Annotated in this window: 11 protein-coding genes, 5 pseudogenes and 1 riboswitch; of the genes and pseudogenes, 11 read left to right on the top strand and 5 right to left on the bottom strand. The window is 57.3% G+C overall.

Annotation, left to right across the window (positions count from 1 at the left end; translation table 11 throughout):
• Positions 1–26: 26 nt before the first annotated feature.
• From HA41_RS10680 to HA41_RS10670, 3 genes and pseudogenes are all read left to right on the top strand, one after another.
• Entirely contained in the window at positions 27–1,310 is a 1,284-nt protein-coding gene (locus HA41_RS10680) for an MFS transporter (protein WP_094120771.1), read from the top strand.
• A gap of 67 nt (positions 1,311–1,377) precedes the next feature.
• A pseudogene (locus HA41_RS10675) lies at positions 1,378–2,840 on the top strand (mannitol dehydrogenase family protein).
• Between the two features lie 100 nt (positions 2,841–2,940).
• Positions 2,941–3,627 (top strand): GntR family transcriptional regulator, encoded by a 687-nt coding sequence (locus HA41_RS10670; RefSeq protein WP_094120770.1) that lies wholly within the window; start codon positions 2,941–2,943, stop codon positions 3,625–3,627.
• 38 nt (positions 3,628–3,665) lie between these two features.
• Here the strand turns inward: HA41_RS10670 and thiD are convergent, their stop codons facing one another.
• Positions 3,666–4,466, bottom strand: a complete 801-nt coding sequence (gene thiD / locus HA41_RS10665; RefSeq protein ID WP_094120769.1) for a bifunctional hydroxymethylpyrimidine kinase/phosphomethylpyrimidine kinase — start codon at positions 4,464–4,466, stop codon at positions 3,666–3,668.
• Positions 4,453–5,249 (bottom strand): annotated as a pseudogene (thiM, locus tag HA41_RS10660) (hydroxyethylthiazole kinase). The gene thiD and the pseudogene thiM overlap by 14 nt, the downstream one beginning before the upstream one ends.
• Before the next feature lie 34 nt (positions 5,250–5,283).
• A riboswitch (TPP riboswitch) is annotated at positions 5,284–5,380 on the bottom strand.
• Between the two features lie 305 nt (positions 5,381–5,685).
• Here thiM and HA41_RS10655 point away from each other — a divergent pair.
• A complete protein-coding gene (locus HA41_RS10655; RefSeq protein WP_094120768.1) occupies positions 5,686–5,883 on the top strand; it encodes a hypothetical protein in 198 nt (65 codons plus the stop codon).
• Positions 5,884–5,981: 98 nt separating this feature from the next.
• Positions 5,982–6,940: pseudogene (locus HA41_RS10650) on the top strand (AEC family transporter).
• Positions 6,941–6,991: 51 nt separating this feature from the next.
• Here the strand turns inward: HA41_RS10650 and ahpF are convergent.
• Both ahpF and ahpC read right to left on the bottom strand, forming a co-directional pair.
• The gene (gene ahpF / locus HA41_RS10645; protein WP_094120767.1) at positions 6,992–8,560 is read right to left on the bottom strand and encodes an alkyl hydroperoxide reductase subunit F; all 1,569 of its coding nucleotides are present in this window, start codon (positions 8,558–8,560) and stop codon (positions 6,992–6,994) included.
• Between the two features lie 71 nt (positions 8,561–8,631).
• Positions 8,632–9,195 (bottom strand): alkyl hydroperoxide reductase subunit C, encoded by a 564-nt coding sequence (gene ahpC / locus HA41_RS10640; RefSeq protein WP_010617942.1) that lies wholly within the window; start codon positions 9,193–9,195, stop codon positions 8,632–8,634.
• Positions 9,196–9,432: 237 nt separating this feature from the next.
• Between ahpC and HA41_RS10635 the strand changes: the two genes are divergently transcribed.
• The gene (locus HA41_RS10635; protein WP_094120766.1) at positions 9,433–9,888 is read left to right on the top strand and encodes a GNAT family N-acetyltransferase; all 456 of its coding nucleotides are present in this window, start codon (positions 9,433–9,435) and stop codon (positions 9,886–9,888) included.
• On the opposite strand, the pseudogene apbC reads toward HA41_RS10635, so the two are convergent.
• Positions 9,885–10,996: pseudogene (apbC, locus tag HA41_RS10630) on the bottom strand (iron-sulfur cluster carrier protein ApbC). The gene HA41_RS10635 and the pseudogene apbC overlap by 4 nt on opposite strands.
• A gap of 177 nt (positions 10,997–11,173) precedes the next feature.
• Between apbC and metG the strand changes: the two are divergent.
• From metG to HA41_RS10605, 5 genes and pseudogenes are all read left to right on the top strand, one after another.
• Positions 11,174–13,206, top strand: a pseudogene (metG, locus tag HA41_RS10625) (methionine--tRNA ligase).
• A 211-nt stretch (positions 13,207–13,417) separates the two neighbouring features.
• Positions 13,418–13,810, top strand: a complete 393-nt coding sequence (locus HA41_RS10620) for a CidA/LrgA family protein (RefSeq protein ID WP_094120765.1) — start codon at positions 13,418–13,420, stop codon at positions 13,808–13,810.
• The gene (locus HA41_RS10615) at positions 13,803–14,495 is read left to right on the top strand and encodes a CidB/LrgB family autolysis modulator (protein WP_094120764.1); all 693 of its coding nucleotides are present in this window, start codon (positions 13,803–13,805) and stop codon (positions 14,493–14,495) included. The genes HA41_RS10620 and HA41_RS10615 overlap by 8 nt, the downstream gene beginning before the upstream one ends.
• A gap of 120 nt (positions 14,496–14,615) precedes the next feature.
• On the top strand, positions 14,616–15,506 hold the full coding sequence (gene cdd, locus HA41_RS10610) for a cytidine deaminase (RefSeq protein WP_094120763.1): 891 nt from the start codon (positions 14,616–14,618) through the stop codon (positions 15,504–15,506).
• A 270-nt stretch (positions 15,507–15,776) separates the two neighbouring features.
• A complete protein-coding gene (locus HA41_RS10605; protein WP_094120762.1) occupies positions 15,777–17,474 on the top strand; it encodes an NAD-dependent malic enzyme in 1,698 nt (565 codons plus the stop codon).
• Positions 17,475–17,570 lie beyond the last annotated feature (96 nt).

The raw sequence follows: 17,570 nt of genomic DNA, 5'->3' as shown, positions 1-17,570 counted from the left end.
AAGAGAAAACAGATCACGGAGTTTGTATGTTCAAGAATCTGCGCTGGACCCTCGTTTTACTGTTGTTCCTGGTTTACATGATCAATTACCTCGATCGTGTCGCCCTGTCGCTGACCGTGCCACTGGTGGAAAAAGATCTGGCGATCAACGCTGAGCAGTTCGGCATGATCTTCGGCAGCTTCTTCTTCGGCTACGCGCTGTTTAACTTCGTCGGTGGCCTCGCCACTGACCGGTTTGGCCCGAAAATCGTGCTGGCCGTGGCAGTAGGGGCCTGGTCGATTTTCTGTGGCATGACCGCACTGGCGACCGGTTTCTGGTCGCTGCTGATCCTGCGCGTGCTGTTCGGTATGGCTGAAGGACCTATCTGCGCCTCGGCCAACAAAGCGATTAACGGCTGGTTTCCTAAAAAACAGGCCGCCACCGCGATGGGCTTACTCAGCGCCGGTTCGCCGCTGGGTGGCGCGGTGGCCGGTCCGATTATCGGGTATCTGGCGCTGGCGTATGGCTGGCGTCCGGCATTCATTATCGTCTGCTGCATCGGTCTGGTATGGATGACCTTCTGGCTGTTCTTCGCCGCGGATAACCCGGCGAAAAGCAAACGAGTAAGTGAAGAGGAACGCGTTTTAATTGAACGCCTGAAAGCGGCGAACCCCAACGATGAGGCCGATCTGTCAGAAACCGCCCATCCGTTTGGCTACTATCTGCGTCAGCCGATCATCCTGGTGACCGCGTTTGCCTTCTTCTGCTACAACTACATTCTGTTCTTCTTCCTGAGCTGGTTCCCGGCCTATCTGGTGCAGGCGCACGGTCTGGATATCAAGTCGATGAGCATCACCACCATGATCCCGTGGATTGTCGGCTTCGTCGGCCTGGCGCTGGGCGGCTGGATCTCCGATAAAATCTTTAACATCACCGGCAAGCTGTTGTTGTCGCGTAAAATTGTGCTGGTGGTCTCACTGCTGGCGGCGGCAATTTGTGTGGCGCTGGCAGGTACGATAAAAGATGTGGTTCCCGCGGTGATGATGATGTCGGTGTCGATCTTCTTCCTCTACATTACCGGCGCAATCTACTGGGCGATTATTCAGGATGTGGTGCATAAGAGTCGGGTCGGCAGCATCAGCGGCTTTATCCACCTGGTCGGCAGCCTCTCCGGTATCATCGGCCCGATTGTCACCGGCTTTATTGTCCAGCATACCGGTAAATTCGACAGCGCCTTTGTGCTGGCTGGCTGTGTCGCCGCGCTGGGTGCTTTCCTGGTGTTGTTTGTGATTCGCAGCCCGAAAACGCAGGATAAACCGGTTTCGGTGTAACCTTCATCACGCGACATGATCACTGATTTCGGGGCGCCTCGCGCCCCGTTTGCCATAAGGACGGACTATGTTACAGATTGATCGCCTGCCCGCTGAGATCCAGCGCCCCGCCTACGACCGTAGCCAGCTTAAAACCCGGATGGTGCATATCGGCTTTGGTGCCTTTCACCGTGCCCATCAGGCGCTGTGCAGCGATAAGCTGGCCGCCGAACACGGCAGCGACTGGGGTTACTGCGAAGTTAACCTTAACAGCGGTGAACTGATTCAGGCGCTGCGCAAACAGCAACTGCTCTATACCCTGACCGAAATGGCGGATGATGCGCTGCAGACCCGGGTAATCGGCGTGATCACGGCCGCGCTGCATGGCAAAGGCGACGGTATTGACGCGGTGATCGACGCGCTGTGTCAGCCCGATGTGGCGATTGTCTCAATGACCGTGACGGAGAAAGGCTATTGCCACCAGCCGGCCACCGGCAATCTCAACCCGGATCATCCCGATATTCTCCATGACCTGGAAAACCCGCAGTCGCCACGTTCGTTGCCGGGTCTGATTCTGGCCGCTATTGCCCGGCGTCGCGAGCTGGATCTGCCGCCTTTCAGCGTGATGTCGTGCGACAACATGCCGGAGAATGGTCATGTCACCCGCAACGTGATTGTGCAGCTGGCACAACGCCAGGATGCGGCGCTGGCTGATTATATCCAGCAGCAGATTACCTTCCCGTCGACTATGGTTGACCGCATTGTGCCAGCGATGACCGATGCTGCCTTTGATGCGCTGGCCGAACGGCTCGGCTCCCATGACCCGGTGGCGGTCGAAGCGGAACCCTTCTTTCAGTGGGTCATCGAAGATAACTTTGTCAGCGGCCGCCCGGCGTGGGAAAAGGCGGGTGCAGAACTGGTCTCCGACGTGCTGCCATATGAAGAGATGAAACTGCGGATGCTGAATGGCAGCCATTCATTCCTCGCCTATCTGGGTTATCTCGCTGGTTATCAGCACATCAGCGACTGTATGGCAGACCCGCACTTCCGTGCCGCAGCCCGTGCGCTGATGATCGATGAGCAGGCGCCGACTCTGCGCACCCAGGGCGTGGACCTTGAAGCCTATGCCGATTCGCTGATTGCCCGCTATGAAAACCGCGCCATCAAACATCGCACATACCAAATCGCCACTGACGGATCGCAAAAATTGCCGCAGCGTCTGCTGGACAGTCTGCGCTGGCATCTGCGTAACCACAGCCGCTGCGAGCTGCTGCTGCTGGGCGTGGCCGGCTGGATGCGCTATGTCGGGGCCATCGACGAACAGGGCCAGCCGATTGAGATTCGCGATCCGCTGAAAGCCATGCTGGCAGAGACGGTTGCCAGCAGCGAAGAAGGCGAGTCGCGTGTCCGTGCGCTACTGGGTCTGCGTGAGATCTTTGGCGACGATCTGGCGCAAAACGCCGATCTGGTTGCCCGACTGACAGCGTATTACCAGCAGCTGACGACTCAGGCGCGCGGGCGACGGTACAACAGTGTGTGAGCCAGGCATAACAGCCTGGTGACAAAGCACTGGCGCAGACGCAGCGTGCTGATTAGACTGACCCTTTCCCATCGGGCTGGCATCAGCCAGCCGTAATATGGATATTGCTGCATGTCGATCGCTTATACCATTACCACCAGCGAACCGGTGAATCAGCAGATTTACCGGTTTCTGCGCAAAGATATCGTGACCTGTGCGATTCAGCCAGGTTCGCTGCTGTCGGAAAAAGAGGTCTCTGCACGTTTTAACGTCTCACGCCAGCCGGTGCGCGAGGCCTTCATCAAACTGGCAGAAGCCGGACTGGTACAGGTATTGCCGCAGCGCGGCACCTTTGTGCGTAAGATCTCTGCCAAACGGGTGGCGGATGGTCGCTTTATCCGTGAAGCGGTGGAAGTGTCTGTGGTGCGTCGTGCCGCGCTGGAGATTGGCGAACCGGCGCTGATGGTGCTGGCGCACAACCTGCAACTACAGCGTATGGCCGCTGAGCGGCACGACAGCCAGGCGTTTCTCAGCCTGGATGATGAGTTTCACCGGCTGATTGCCGAAAGTATTGATTGTAAGCTGGCGTGGGAAACGGTCGAGAACATCAAAGCGGCGATGGACCGGGTGCGTTTTCTGACCCTGAGTGAAGTTTCCCCGCCGGAAAGCCTGATTGAGCAGCATGAGGAGATTTTCGCGGCGTTAAAACAGCACGACGCCGATGCTGCCGAAGCGGCGATGCGCCGCCATCTGCAGGAGATGATCTTCTCGATTACCCCTATCGCCGAGCGCAACAGCGCATGGTTTGAAGCCCCCTGATACCGCTGCGTCGCCCTGTCAGAGACGACGCACCGTTGTTACCACCATTGATGAAAGTGGTGTACCGGCCCAATCCCCTGCCCGACCTGCAGTGAATCTGCCTGCAACAGCGCCTGCTGCAGCCAGGCTTTGGCTTCAGCCACCGTATCCGCCCAGTTCGCATGACGAGGACGTAACGCCGCCAGCGCCGCTGATAGCGTACAACCGGTGCCGTGGGTATGCCGGGTATTGACGCGCGGCGTGCTGAACCGCAGCTGATCCGAAGGCGTCAGTAGCCAGTCCGGGCTGTCGTCAGCCGTAAGATGTCCGCCTTTCATCAACACCGCCTGACATCCCGCTGCCAGTAACGCCTCGCCCTGCGCCCGCATCTGCGCTTCATTCTGCGCCACAGCACATCCCAGCAACGCCGCCGCCTCCGGCAGATTGGGGGTGATCAGCGACACCTGTGGCAGTAACAGCTCACGCACGCTGGCAATCGCGTCCGGAGAAAGCAGCGGATCGCCGCTTTTCGCCACCATCACCGTATCCAGTACCACAAAGGGAATTTCAGCGCGCTTCAGCCGTGCCGCAACCCGTTCTACTATCGCGGTTTCCGATAACATACCGATTTTCGCACTGTCGATACGCACATCGTCCAGTACCGAATCGAGCTGGGCGGCGACAAAGTCAGGATCGATGCGATAAACCGACTGGACGCCACAGGTATTCTGCGCCACCAGCGCGGTGATCACGCTGGTGCCGTACGCGCCCAGCGCCGAAAAGGTTTTCAGATCGGCCTGAATCCCCGCTCCGCCACTGGGATCGGTGCCGGCGATGGTCAGGGCATTAATGCGCGCCATGGTTCACCTCCAGCGTCCAGAGCGCATCAATAAATGCCGTGGCAAAACTGCCGGGGCCGGTCGAGCCTGCCGCTGCCTGCTCACCGGCGCGTGCCATCACCTGACAGGCCGTAGCCACGTTGAGCAGCCGGTCACCGGTCAGGCTGCTAAAGGCCGCCACCACCGCCGACAATGCGCAGCCGGTGCCGACCACCCGCGTCATCAGCGGCTGCCGCCGTGAATGGCAAAAGTACGCTGACCATCGGTAGCGTAGTCCACTTCACCGGTCACGATCACCAGCGTCTGATAGTCACGAGCGAGCTGGCAGGCCGCCTCCAGCGCCGCATCCGCCTGATGCAGGCTATCGACACCACGTCCACCGCTGGTCTGCTGCGCCAGCGCCAGAATCTCTGACGCATTACCGCGGATCACCGCTGGCTGCTGGGTCAGCAGCTGCTGACAGAAAGTCGTGCGCAGCGTCAGTGCGCCAACGGCCACCGGGTCCAGCGTCCAGGGCGTGCCGGCCTGACGGGCAGCCGTGATTGCCGCCTGCATCGCCTGCTGGCGTTCAGCGGTCAGCGTCCCGACATTAATTAACAAGGCATCGGCAAAACCGCTGAACTGCGCGGCCTCCTCTGCATCAATCACCATCGCTGGCGAAGCGTTGAGCGCCAGCAGTACATTGGCGGTAAAGTTTTGAACCACATCATTGGTCATGCAGTGCACCAGCGGTGACTGGCGACGGAAGCGGTGCAGAATGGGCGCGTATTGCGCAGCAGAAAGGTGTTGAGATTGATGATTCATCATAGCTCCCAACCGGCGAACAAGAAGGCGAATGCGGTCAGGCATCAGACTTCCCTACGCTGGCATTATCCAGTTCAGGTTCAACGGGTATTTCTCAGCCTTCACGTGGAAGGGCACCCCGAGTCATGTTACAGATTGCAGCATAAGGAGGTGCCGCGGCGAAAGCAAGTCACCCCAGCGCGATCAATCATCGTGCCGGTGACACTTCGTATGATCCCGATCAATTCCTGTCACGTTAAAAACAGGCTTAATGCTGCGGGTTATAAATATACCTCTTTTGAGGTAGGTATTATTAGCGCCCTGCGGGGGCGTTATTTCCACTTTAACCTGCATCACGCCATAATAATTAGCCTGCGCACAGTATCGCAAAAAAACATTCATTTTCATGGGGTTAAAATACTCCGGAAGCGGAACTTCATACTATTCAGGATGTATGATGCGATTGTTAGCGCTTATTCCTCACCGCCATCGATGGCAGGACATTATTATCGAACGTCACGGTGCCACTGCGCCAAATGGCAGACACTATCTTTCCACTTATATTTCCGCCCGCTGTTCGGGCTGCGGCAAAATGATTCACCGTGTCTATTATCGCGATATCAGCGATCGGCAGGCGCGTCGCTGGCTGGGCTAAAAAGCGTGCCTGAGCAAGATTTATGGCCGCGGCAGGTTACCTGTTGGTTAACAATTTGTTAGGCTGATAATTATTAGCTGCCTGAATTGAACGCCCGTATGCCTCTTCTGCTCAATAGCCTCAGTCATCAAATTTATCTGTCCGCCCCGCTGTTTATCCTGATCCTGCTCGGCTACGGCCTGACACGGTTGGGTAAATGGCCCGCCAGCATCAGCGAAGGGATGAACCGCTTCGTGTTCAACGTCGCGCTGCCCTGCATGCTGTTTGGCGTGATGAGCCATTTCTACCAGAGTCCGCCGGTTGACGCGCGGCTGCTGCTGGCCTTCTTTGGCAGTTGCCTGCTGGTGTTTATCGTCGGCCGGATCGTGGCGAAACGGCTGTTTCAGCTGGATGGCGTGGCGGGCTCAGTGTTCGCGCTGGGTGGCATCTTTTCGAATAACGTGATGTTGGGCATTCCGGTGGCGACGGTGCTGCTGGGACCCGCCTCACTGCCCTCGGTGGCGCTGGTGCTGGTGTTTAACAGCCTGATCCTCTGGACGCTGTTAACGGTGTCGGTTGAATGGGCGAAACAGGGCAGCTTCTCGCTGCAGGGGCTGGGACGCACGGCGATTGGCGTGCTGAAGAACCCGCTGATCATCGGCATTCTCAGCGGCACCGCCTGGAGTTTTCTGCAGCGTCCGCTGCCGTTGCTGGCCGCTGAGCCGCTACGGATGCTGGGATCGATCGCCGCCCCGCTGTCGCTGGTCACGCTGGGCATGAGTCTGGCCCATTATCGGGTGCGGGAAGGCTGAAAGAGAGTTATACCCTCTGCCTGCTCAAGCTGGTGCTGCAACCGATGACGGTATGGGCCATCGCCTGGCTGACCGGCCTGCCGCCGCTGGAGAGTAAAGTGGTGGTGCTGCTGGGATCGATGGCGGTCGGGGTGAATGTCTACCTGATGTCGCAGAAGTTTAACGTGATTACTGGCCCGGCTGCCGCCAGCATGTTGTTTTCAACCCTGTTTGCTGCGGTGACGACACCGTTGTGGATGATGCTGATGACGCTGGCAGGATACTAAAAAAAGCCCCTCAACATCTGTCGAGGGGCTATTGCGTGGCTATCGCAAAACTTATTCAGCCGATTTGGTACGAATCAGATAATCAAAGGCGCTGAGCGAGGCTTTTGCACCTTCGCCGCTGGCGATGATGATCTGCTTGTACGGCACCGTGGTGCAGTCACCGGCTGCGAAGACGCCTTTCAGGCTGGTTTCGCATTTGGCATCAATAATGATCTCGCCCATTTTGTTGCGCTCAACGGCGCCTTCCAGCCACGGGGTATTAGGCAGCAGGCCGATCTGAACGAAAATGCCGGACAGCGGCAGTTCGTGAGTGGTCTGGCTGGTACGGTCGATATACTGCAGACCGGTTACCTTGCTGCCGTCGCCTTTCACTTCGGTGGTCTGGGCATTCAGGATCACATCGACGTTTTTCAGGCTGCGCAGTTTATCCTGCAGCACCTTGTCAGCACGCATCTCACCGGCAAATTCCAGCAGCGTGACGTGTTCAACGATGCCAGCCAGGTCAATCGCCGCTTCAACGCCGGAGTTACCGCCGCCGATCACTGCGGTGCGCTTGCCTTTAAACAGCGGGCCGTCACAGTGCGGACAGTAGGTGACACCTTTGGTGCGATACTCTTCTTCACCCGGCACACCCATGTTACGCCAGCGTGCGCCGGTCGCCAGGATAATGCTGCGTGATTTCAGTACCGCGCCCGAGGCGGTTTCCACCGCATGCAGGCCACCCACAGCGGCTGCCGGGATCAGTTTGATGGCGCTCTGGCTCTCAATCACATCAACATTGTAATCATCGACGTGCGCGCGCAGTGAACCAGCCAGTTTTGCCCCGTCGGTTTTCGGCACAGAAATGTAGTTTTCGATATCAACGGTGTCCAGCACCTGGCCGCCGAAACGCTCGCCCATCAGACCGGTACGAATGCCTTTACGGGCAGAATAGATTGCCGCTGCTGCACCCGCCGGGCCGCTACCGATAATCAGCACGTCATAGGCGTCACGCTTGTTCAGCTCTTCAGCGGCGCGTTTATCGGCGTTGGTGTCCACTTTGCTGACAATCTCCGCCAGGCTCATGCGGCCCTGACCAAACTCTTTACCGTTGAGGTAAACCGCTGGCACGCCCATCACGTTGCGTTCCTGAATTTCATTCTGGAACAGGCCACCGTCAATCGCGGTATGGCTGATGCGCGGGTTCAGCACCGCCATCAGGTTCAGCGCCTGCACCACGTCAGGACAGTTATGGCATGACAGCGAATAGTAGGTTTCGAAATGGAAATCGCCATCCAGCGCGGCAACCTGATCCAGCAGGCTCTGCGCTTCTTTCGATGGATGCCCACCGGTCTGCAGCAGCGCCAGCACCAGTGAGGTAAATTCGTGACCCAGTGGCGAACCGGCAAAACGCGGGCCGCTGTTGGAACCTGGGTTAGTGATTAAAAACGACGGCTTACGGACCTGACGATCGTTCTCTTCGCGGAAGCTGACCTTATCAGACAAGCCCGCGATGTCGACCAACAGCTCACGGATCTCGGTTGATTTGGCACCCTCATCCAGAGTGGCAATCAACTCAACAGGTTTGGTTAATTTCTCAAGGTAGGCCTTGAGCTGAGTTTTCAAATTTGTGTCGAGCATAGTGATATCCTGGTCAAAAAATCGGGTGCCGTGGCACCCGATGAGAGAAAGATCGAAAGGCCGAAGCGAGATTAGATTTTGCCAACCAGATCCAGAGATGGAGCCAGTGTTGCATCACCTTCTTTCCATTTCGCCGGGCACACTTCGCCTGGGTGAGAGGCGACATACTGTGCCGCTTTCACTTTGCGCAGCAGGTCAGAGGCGTCACGGCCAATGCCTTCCGCAGTGATTTCGATCGCCTGGATGATACCTTCCGGGTCAACGATGAAAGTACCACGGTCAGCCAGGCCTTCCGCTTCACGCATGATTTCGAAGTTGCGGGTCAGCGCGCCAGTCGGGTCGCCGATCATCGCATACTGAATCTTCGCGATGGTGTCTGAAGAACCGTGCCAGGCTTTGTGGGTAAAGTGGGTGTCGGTTGAAACGGAGTAGATATCTACGCCCAGTTTCTGGAATTCTTCGTAGTGATCGGCTACGTCACCCAGTTCGGTCGGGCAAACGAAGGTGAAGTCAGCCGGGTAGAAGAAGAACACACTCCATTTACCTTCAACGTCTTTCTCGGTTACGTCGATGAACTCGCCGTTTTTGAATGCTGCGTTTTTAAACGGCTTGATTTTGGTATTGATAATAGACATCTGATGGCCTCCGTTGAATTATGTGATGTACGTTACAGAATTTTCGGGCCAACATCTAATAAGCAGTCGTTATCAATTAAATAAACGAAAGCTATCAAACGCAGAAAGCATGATGCTTTCTGGCCCGCGAGGCAGTGTACAGCGAATGGCGAGGCAATTAACCCGCTTTATCTTTTTCAAATCTTTTCCGCCAATCGCTGCTAGCTTTGTAAGACCGGAGATAAAGGGAGCTGACTTGTGGAGATTCGTCCGTTTACTGAAGCCGATCGACCTTTTTTGCGTACGCTGTTTCTGGCGTCGCGTCGGCATAACTGGCACTGGCTGGATGGCAGCGACTGGCAGCTGGAAGACTTTGATAGTGTGATCCTGGGTGAAACCGTGCTGGTGGCTGAGAGCGATGGTCAGCGGGTTGGCTTTGCCGGCCTGCTGGAGAACGACAATTTCCTGCACAGCCTCTATGTCGCGCCTGACTGGCAGGGTCGCGGTGCAGGCAGCGCGTTGCTGGAAGCGGTTCAGGCGCGCTTCACCTCGACCGGCGCGCTGAAGTGTTTGTCGATGAACAAAGCGGCGCAGGCCTTTTACCTGAAACATGGCTGGAAGATGATTTCACAGGGCGAAGGGGAACAGGGAGGCTATGTATTGATGCACTACCCGCTGGCATCTGAATACACCAGCGGGTCGGCCCGGGCTTAGAGCGCGCGGAACGCGATATCGCCAGGGATCACCTCGCCCTGCCAGTAAAGCTGGGCGGCGACCCGTCCGGCAAGCTGGCGGTAGAGCGCAGTGAATTCACTCTCCGGCCGGCGAATCACCGTCGGCTGGCCTTCATCGAGATCTTCACGCAGGTTAATGTGCAGCGGTAACTGGGCCAGTAGCTGAGTCTGGTAATCGGCCACCAGTTTTTGTGCCCCACCGGTCCCGAAGATCGGTTCGTGGAAGCCACACTGGCTGCAGATGTGCAGGCTCATGTTCTCTACCACGCCCAGCACCGGCACACTGACTTTCTCAAACATCACGATGCCTTTGCGGGCGTCGATCAGCGCGATGTCCTGCGGCGTGGTGACCACCAGCGCGCCGGTCACCGGGACATTCTGCGCCAGCGTCAGCTGAATATCACCGGTGCCTGGCGGCATATCCAGCACCAGATAATCGAGCTCCGGCCACAGGGTTTCGTTGAGCAACTGCATCAGCGCTTTGCTGGCCATCGGGCCGCGCCACACCATCGCATTATCGTCCGTCACCAGATAGCCGATCGAGTTAGTGGCCAGCCCGTGCGCCATAATCGGTGCCATATGGGTCCCATCGGGCGAAGTGGGCCGCTCATGTTCGGTGCCGAGCATATTCGGCACCGACGGGCCGTAAATATCGGCGTCGAGGATGCCGACACGCGCGCCTTCGGCGGCCAGCGCCAGCGCCATATTAACCGCGGTGCTGGATTTTCCCACGCCACCTTTGCCGGAGCTGACGGCGATAATATTCTTCACGCCATTGACGCCCGGCTGATTTTTCACCCGTTTCAGGGTGGCGATATCATGCTTAAACGCCAGTCAATCGCGCGGGTGCCGGTCAGGCGCAGCAGCTCGGCGCTGGTCTCTGCTTTCAGTTCTTCAAAGGCGCTGGCCCAGGCAAACGGCATGATCAGTTCGATATGCAGTTTACCGTCGAGCTGCGCCACGTGATGCAACGCTTTCAGCGCGGTGAGATTCTGTTGAAGCGTTGGATGCTCAAAGCCTCTCAGTACGCCGACCACGATGGCGCGCAGGGCTTCAGGCGTATGCGGTTCCCGGGATTGTGCTGTCATCCCCCACTCCTTTTTTCTGCTGTTCTTACGCTGTGCTTCAGCGATGTCCTCTCAATGATATCAGATGCCCAGGGTTTCGCGGCGACTGGCGATGGCGAATCCCTTGTGTTTACGCCAGCGGAGCCTTCGGTTACCATCTAAGCCCGTTTTTTCAATCAACAGAAAGCTACGCAAACTATGACTCAAGTCGCTAAAAAAATTCTGGTAACCTGCGCGCTGCCTTACGCGAACGGATCAATCCATCTCGGCCACATGCTCGAGCATATTCAGGCAGACATTTGGGTGCGTTACCAGCGAATGCGTGGCAATCAGGTTTACTTCATCTGCGCCGATGACGCGCACGGCACGCCGATTATGCTGAAAGCGCAGCAGCTTGGCATCGCGCCGGAGCAGATGATTGCTGAAATGAAACAGGAGCACGAAGCGGATTTTGCCGGTTTCAACGTCAGCTATGATAACTATCACTCAACGCACGGTGACGAGAACCGCCAGCTCTCGGCGCTGATTTACGGCCGCCTGAAAGAGAACGGTTTCATTAAGAACCGCACCATTTCTCAGCTCTACGATCCGGAAAAAGGGATGTTCCTGCCGGACCGTTTTGTCAAAGGTACCTGCCCGAAATGTAAATCCGCCGATCAGTATGGTGATAACTGTGAAGTCTGCGGTGCGACCTACAGCCCGACCGAACTGATTGATCCGAAGTCGGTGGTCTCTGGTGCGACGCCGGTGCTGCGCGACTCTGAACACTTCTTCTTTGATCTGCCGTCGTTCAGCGCCATGCTGCAGGCCTGGACCCGCTCCGGTGCGTTGCAGGATCAGGTCGCCAACAAGATGCAGGAGTGGTTCGAATCGGGTCTGCAACAGTGGGATATCTCACGTGATGCGCCCTATTTCGGTTTCGAGATCCCGGATGCGCCAGGCAAATATTTCTATGTCTGGCTGGATGCGCCCATCGGCTACATGGGCTCGTTTAAGAACCTGTGTGACAAGCGTGGTGACATCGACTTTGACGAGTTCTGGCGCAAAGACTCCACCACCGAGCTCTATCACTTTATCGGTAAGGATATCGTCTACTTCCACAGCCTGTTCTGGCCGGCAATGCTGGAAGGCAGCGACTTCCGCAAACCGAACAACCTGTTTGTCCACGGTTATGTAACGGTGAACGGTGCCAAGATGTCGAAATCACGTGGCACCTTCATTAAAGCCAGTACCTGGCTGCAGCATCTGGATGCCGACAGCCTGCGTTACTATTACGCAGCCAAGCTCTCCTCACGCATCGATGACATCGACCTGAATCTGGAAGATTTCGTTCAGCGGGTGAATGCTGACATTGTGAATAAAGTGGTTAACCTGGCATCACGTAATGCAGGCTTCATCACCAAACGCTTTGACGGCAAGCTGGCGGCTGAACTGGCCGACCCGGCGCTCTATCAGACCTTTGTGGATGCGTCAGAGAAGATCGGTGAAGCCTGGGCGAGCCGCGAGTACAGCCGTGCCATCCGTGAAATCATGGCGCTGGCCGATCTGGCGAACCGCTATGTGGATGAGCAGGCACCGTGGTGGTGGCGAAGCAGGAAGGCCGTGACGCCGATCTGCAGGCGATCTGCTCGATGGGGATTAACCTGTTCCGCGTGCTGATGACCTGGCTGAAGCCGGTGCTGCCGTCGCTGAGTGCGCGGGCAGAAGGCTTCCTTAATTGCGAACTGAGCTGGGATGCGATCCCGCAGCCACTGCTGGATCACCAGGTCGCGCCGTTTAAAGCGCTCTACAGCCGGATTGAAATGGCGAAGGTCGAGGGGCTGATTGAGGCGTCGAAAGAAGATGCCGCCGCGGCCAGCACGCCGGCGGTCAGCGGTCCGCTGGCGGATGCGCCGGTGGGTGACACCATCACCATCGACGATTTTGCCAAAGTCGATATGCGGGTGGCGCTGATTGAGCAGGCGGAGCTGGTTGAGGGTTCGGATAAGCTGCTGCGTCTGCAACTCGATCTGGGTGGCGAGAAGCGTCAGATCTTCTCTGGTATCCGCGCGGCCTATCCCGATCCGTCGGTGCTGGTCGGCAAGATGACCATCATCGTGGCTAACCTGGCACCGCGTAAAATGCGCTTTGGCATCTCCGAAGGGATGGTGCTGTCAGCCGGTCCTGGCGGCAAAGATCTGTTTGTGCTGTCGGTAGACAGCGGTGCGGTACCGGGAATGCCGGTTAAGTAACCGCCACCGATGATCTTCCTTTGCTGCTGGAGACCGCAGCAGGGGAAGATCGTTTCTCCCCTCCTCTTTTTCCTCCGCCCTCGTTCCCACACTGCGCGCGTTTATCTCCGACGCTGCGCCACCGATCGTCTGCCTGCCGCCTGTTATGTGATCGCTAGCACGCTAAGCGGTTAATGCGTATGATGAAGCTCAGTGAAAACAGGAGCCTGTCATGCTCACCGTGCTGTCTGTCTGCGGGCGCTACCTACGTGCCTTTATCATTATTTATCTCTGCTTATACAGTGGCAACGGCATCGCCTCGCTGCTGCCCATCACCATTCCCGGCAGTATTCTCGGGATGCTGATCCTGTTCGCCCTACTGGCATCACAAATCCTGCCGGTAAGCTGGGTAAAACCGGGCTGCCACCTGATCATTCGTTACATGGCGCTGCTGTTTGTGCCGATCAGCGTCGGCGTGATGAGCCACACCGATATTCTCAGCGCCCAGTTTGGTCCGATCGTCATCTCCTGCATCGTCAGTACCTTTGTGGTGCTGGCAGTGGTCGGCGTCAGCGCTCACCAGCTCCATAGCCGCCGCCCGGTGAAGGAGTCAGAGGATGAGTGATATCTGGTGGTCGCTGCCGCTGACGCTGGCGGCATTCTTTCTGGCGCGCAAGCTGGCGCTGACTCTGAAAATCTCGCTGCTCAATCCGCTGCTGGTGGCGATGGCGATTATCATCCCAATTCTGCTGCTATTGCAGCTGCCCTACTCGCGCTATTTTGCTGGCAGTCAGATTCTCAATCAGCTGTTGCAACCGGCGGTGGTGGCGCTGGCGCTGCCGCTGTATGAGCAGATGCATCAGATTCGCGCCCGCTGGAAGTCGATCATTGGCGTCTGCTTTATTGGCAGCCTGACGGCGATGGTATCGGGTACCGCCATCGCTCTGTGGCTGGGCGCTACGCCGGAAATCGCCGCCACGATCATTCCCAAGTCGGTGACCACGCCGATAGCGATGGCGGTGGCTGGTTCGCTGCACGGGATTCCGGCGATCAGCGCGATCTGCGTGCTGATCGCTGGCGTGCTGGGCGCGGTGTTTGGTCATATGCTGCTGAATCTGCTTGGCGTCAAATCTAAAGCGGCGCGCGGTCTGGCGATCGGCAACGCCTCTCACGCCCTTGGCACCGCCCGCGCCGCGGAGCTCGATTATCAGGAAGGGGCATTCAGCTCACTGGCGCTGGTGATCTGCGGCATTATTACCTCCCTGCTTGCCCCGATTATTTTTCCGGTTCTGCTGCTCTGGTTTGGCTAAAACTTTGCGAGAGATCTCGCAAAGTTGAAACATGCAACGCAGGTTGCATTGTCAGAGCGACGTGGATCACATATAAACCGGTGACTGGCATATCGCCCTGCTGAATTTAATGAGGCTCTCATGCATTCACGTTTTCTCTCCGCCTTCGAGGCGTTGCCGTCAACTCTGCAAACGGCGCTGGCTCCGCTGCTGGACGCACCAGATTTCCAGGCAGTGCTGAGCGCCGACCAGGTCGCGTCGCTGCAGCACCAGACCCAGATGGACGCCGATGCGCTGGCACTGGCTTTACTGCCGCTGGCAGCCGCCTGTGCCGTAGCAACGGTGTCACACTTTAACGTCGGTGCCATCGCCCGTGGCGTTAGCGGTACCTGGTACTTTGGTGCCAACATGGAGTTTACCGGCACGCCGCTGCAACAGACGGTACACGCTGAGCAGAGTGCAATTACCCACGCCTGGCTACGCGGCGAACGCCAGCTGGATACCATCACGGTCAACTACACGCCGTGCGGTCACTGCCGTCAGTTTATGAATGAACTCAATAGCGGCACAGAGATTCGTATTTCGCTGCCGCAACGCGCCATCAGTACCCTGGCGGATTACCTGCCTGATGCTTTTGGCCCGCGCGATCTCGACATCACCACCCTGCTGATGGATGCGGTCGACCACGGCTATCGTGCTGACGGCGATCCGCTGGTGCAGGCTGCGGTTGCGGCGGCCAATGCCAGTCATGCGCCCTACAGCCAGTCGCATAGCGGCGTGGCGCTGGAAACCGAATCCGGCACCATTGTGACCGGTCGCTATGCTGAGAATGCGGCGTTTAACCCCAGCTTTCCGCCGTTGCAGGCCGCGCTGGTGCTGCTGAATATGCAGGGCGGAGACAGCAGCCAGATAAAAAGAGCGGTGCTGGCAGAAGTCGAAAATGCCACGCTGAGCCAGTTTGCCGCCACGCAGGCGACATTACAGACCTTTGGTTGCAATGAGCTGCTGGCAGTCAGGTTGCACAAAGCATAACCGGCTGTCAGAAAGGCCACAGTTTTGTCAGCTTATATGAACAAATGCTGTACTTCTGTGGGAAATTTCATAGGATCTGGCGCCAGAATTCACGTCATGACAAATTACTCTGAATAATTCGGGTTGCAGGATAGCAGCAGGTACGTGAATGATTCGCAGCGGAGACTCGGCCGCTGCACTGCTCCTGCAGCCTGAGCTATAACGGGTAAGTAAACTGGCGCTACCTTTCCGGCGTGACGCCAGACAACACTGCAACCGGAGCATCACTGCATGGAACTCGACTACGAAAGTAAACGTCCGCTCTACATCCCTTACGCTGGCCCGATTTTGCTGGAATTTCCCCTGCTCAACAAAGGCAGTGCTTTTAGCATCGACGAACGCAACGAATTTAATCTCAATGGCCTGCTGCCGGAAGCGGTAGAGTCAATTGAAGAGCAGGCGCAGCGTGCCTGGCGTCAGTTCCAGGACTTCAAAAACAATAACGATAAGCACGTCTACCTGCGTAACATCCAGGACACCAACGAAACGCTGTTCTATCGCCTGCTGGATAACCATCTCGAAGAGATGATGCCGATTATCTATACCCCGACCGTCGGCGCTGCCTGTGAACACTTCTCTGAAATCTATCGCCGGGCGCGCGGGGTCTTCATCTCTTACCCGAACCGCGATCGTATCGAAGATATGCTGCAGAACGCCACAAAACAGAACGTGAAAGTGATTGTGGTCACGGACGGAGAGCGCATTCTGGGCCTGGGCGACCAGGGCATCGGCGGCATGGGTATTCCAATCGGTAAGCTGTCGCTCTACACCGCCTGTGGCGGTATCAGCCCGGCCTATACCCTGCCGGTGGTGCTGGATGTCGGTACCAACAACCAGCAGCTGCTGAACGATCCGCTCTATATGGGCTGGCGTCATCCCCGTATTACCGGCGAAGAGTACGACGCCTTCGTTAACGAATTTATTCAGGCGGTAAAGCGCCGCTGGCCGAAAGTGCTGTTGCAGTTCGAAGATTTCGCCCAGAAGAACGCCATGCCACTGCTTAACCGCTATCGTGATGAAGTCTGCTGCTTTAACGACGATATTCAGGGCACCGCCGCGGTCACCGTGGGGACACTGATCGCCGCCAGCCGCGCCGCCGGCAGCCGCCTGTGCGAACAGAAAGTGGTGTTCCTGGGCGCCGGTTCTGCCGGTTGTGGTATCGCGGAACAGATTATTGCTCAGATGAAATCGGAAGGCCTGAGCGATGAAGAAGCGCGCAGCCGGGTCATGATGGTGGATCGCTTTGGTCTGTTGACCGACAAGCTGCCTAACCTGCTCGATTTCCAGAGCAAGCTGGTGCAGAAAAGCGAAAATATCCAGCACTGGGATGTCACCAGCGACGCGATTTCGCTACTCGACGTGGTGCGCAACGCCCGGCCGGATATTCTGATTGGGGTGTCGGGTCAGCCAGGGCTGTTCACCGAAGAGATCATCCGCGAGATGCACAAGCACTGCAAACGCCCGATCGTCATGCCGCTCTCTAACCCGACCTCACGCGTTGAAGCGACGCCAGCCGACATTATCGCCTGGACCGACGGCGCGGCACTGGTCGCCACTGGCAGCCCGTTCTCGCCGGTCAACTGGAACGGGAAAACTTACCCGATTGCCCAGTGTAATAACTCCTATATCTTCCCGGGCATTGGTCTGGGCGTCATCGCCTCAGGCGCCAGCCGCGTGACGGATACCATGCTGATGACCGCCAGCCGTGCCCTGGCTGATTGCTCTCCGCTGGTCAACGATGGCGAAGGTCCGGTCCTGCCTGAAATCAAAGATATCCAGGGCGTGTCGAAAATCATTGCCATGGAAGTCGGTAAAGCGGCACAGCTGGCCGGTGTGGCTGTCGTCACCTCCGAAGATGTGCTGTCACAGGCAATTGCCAACAACTTCTGGCTGCCGCAATATCGTCATTACCGCCGTACCTCGATCTAATCGTGCGCTGCCGGACCGATACTGGTCCGGCAATGCTCAAAAAGAGACCAGCCAGCCGGCACTAACTTGCTTCGCTGCGGCGGCTCAAGTAGCCTT

The sequence above is a fragment of the Pantoea conspicua genome (assembly GCF_002095315.1).
In the GTDB taxonomy this organism is placed as follows: domain Bacteria; phylum Pseudomonadota; class Gammaproteobacteria; order Enterobacterales; family Enterobacteriaceae; genus Pantoea; species Pantoea conspicua.
The sequence above is the reverse complement of the archived record's forward strand: the minus strand, read 5'-3'. Positions and strand labels throughout refer to the sequence as shown.

What these genes read in the sequence shown, in the direction of transcription:
- HA41_RS10680 (WP_094120771.1), top strand. Translation starts at nt 27, where the DNA reads ATGTTCAAGAATCTGCGCTGGACCCTCGTTTTACTGTTGTTCCTGGTT.
- HA41_RS10670 (WP_094120770.1), top strand. Translation starts at nt 2,941, where the DNA reads ATGTCGATCGCTTATACCATTACCACCAGCGAACCGGTGAATCAGCAG.
- thiD (WP_094120769.1), bottom strand. Translation starts at nt 4,466, where the DNA reads ATGGCGCGCATTAATGCCCTGACCATCGCCGGCACCGATCCCAGTGGC.
- HA41_RS10655 (WP_094120768.1), top strand. Translation starts at nt 5,686, where the DNA reads ATGCGATTGTTAGCGCTTATTCCTCACCGCCATCGATGGCAGGACATT.
- ahpF (WP_094120767.1), bottom strand. Translation starts at nt 8,560, where the DNA reads ATGCTCGACACAAATTTGAAAACTCAGCTCAAGGCCTACCTTGAGAAA.
- ahpC (WP_010617942.1), bottom strand. Translation starts at nt 9,195, where the DNA reads ATGTCTATTATCAATACCAAAATCAAGCCGTTTAAAAACGCAGCATTC.
- HA41_RS10620 (WP_094120765.1), top strand. Translation starts at nt 13,418, where the DNA reads ATGCTCACCGTGCTGTCTGTCTGCGGGCGCTACCTACGTGCCTTTATC.
- HA41_RS10615 (WP_094120764.1), top strand. Translation starts at nt 13,803, where the DNA reads ATGAGTGATATCTGGTGGTCGCTGCCGCTGACGCTGGCGGCATTCTTT.
- cdd (WP_094120763.1), top strand. Translation starts at nt 14,616, where the DNA reads ATGCATTCACGTTTTCTCTCCGCCTTCGAGGCGTTGCCGTCAACTCTG.
- HA41_RS10605 (WP_094120762.1), top strand. Translation starts at nt 15,777, where the DNA reads ATGGAACTCGACTACGAAAGTAAACGTCCGCTCTACATCCCTTACGCT.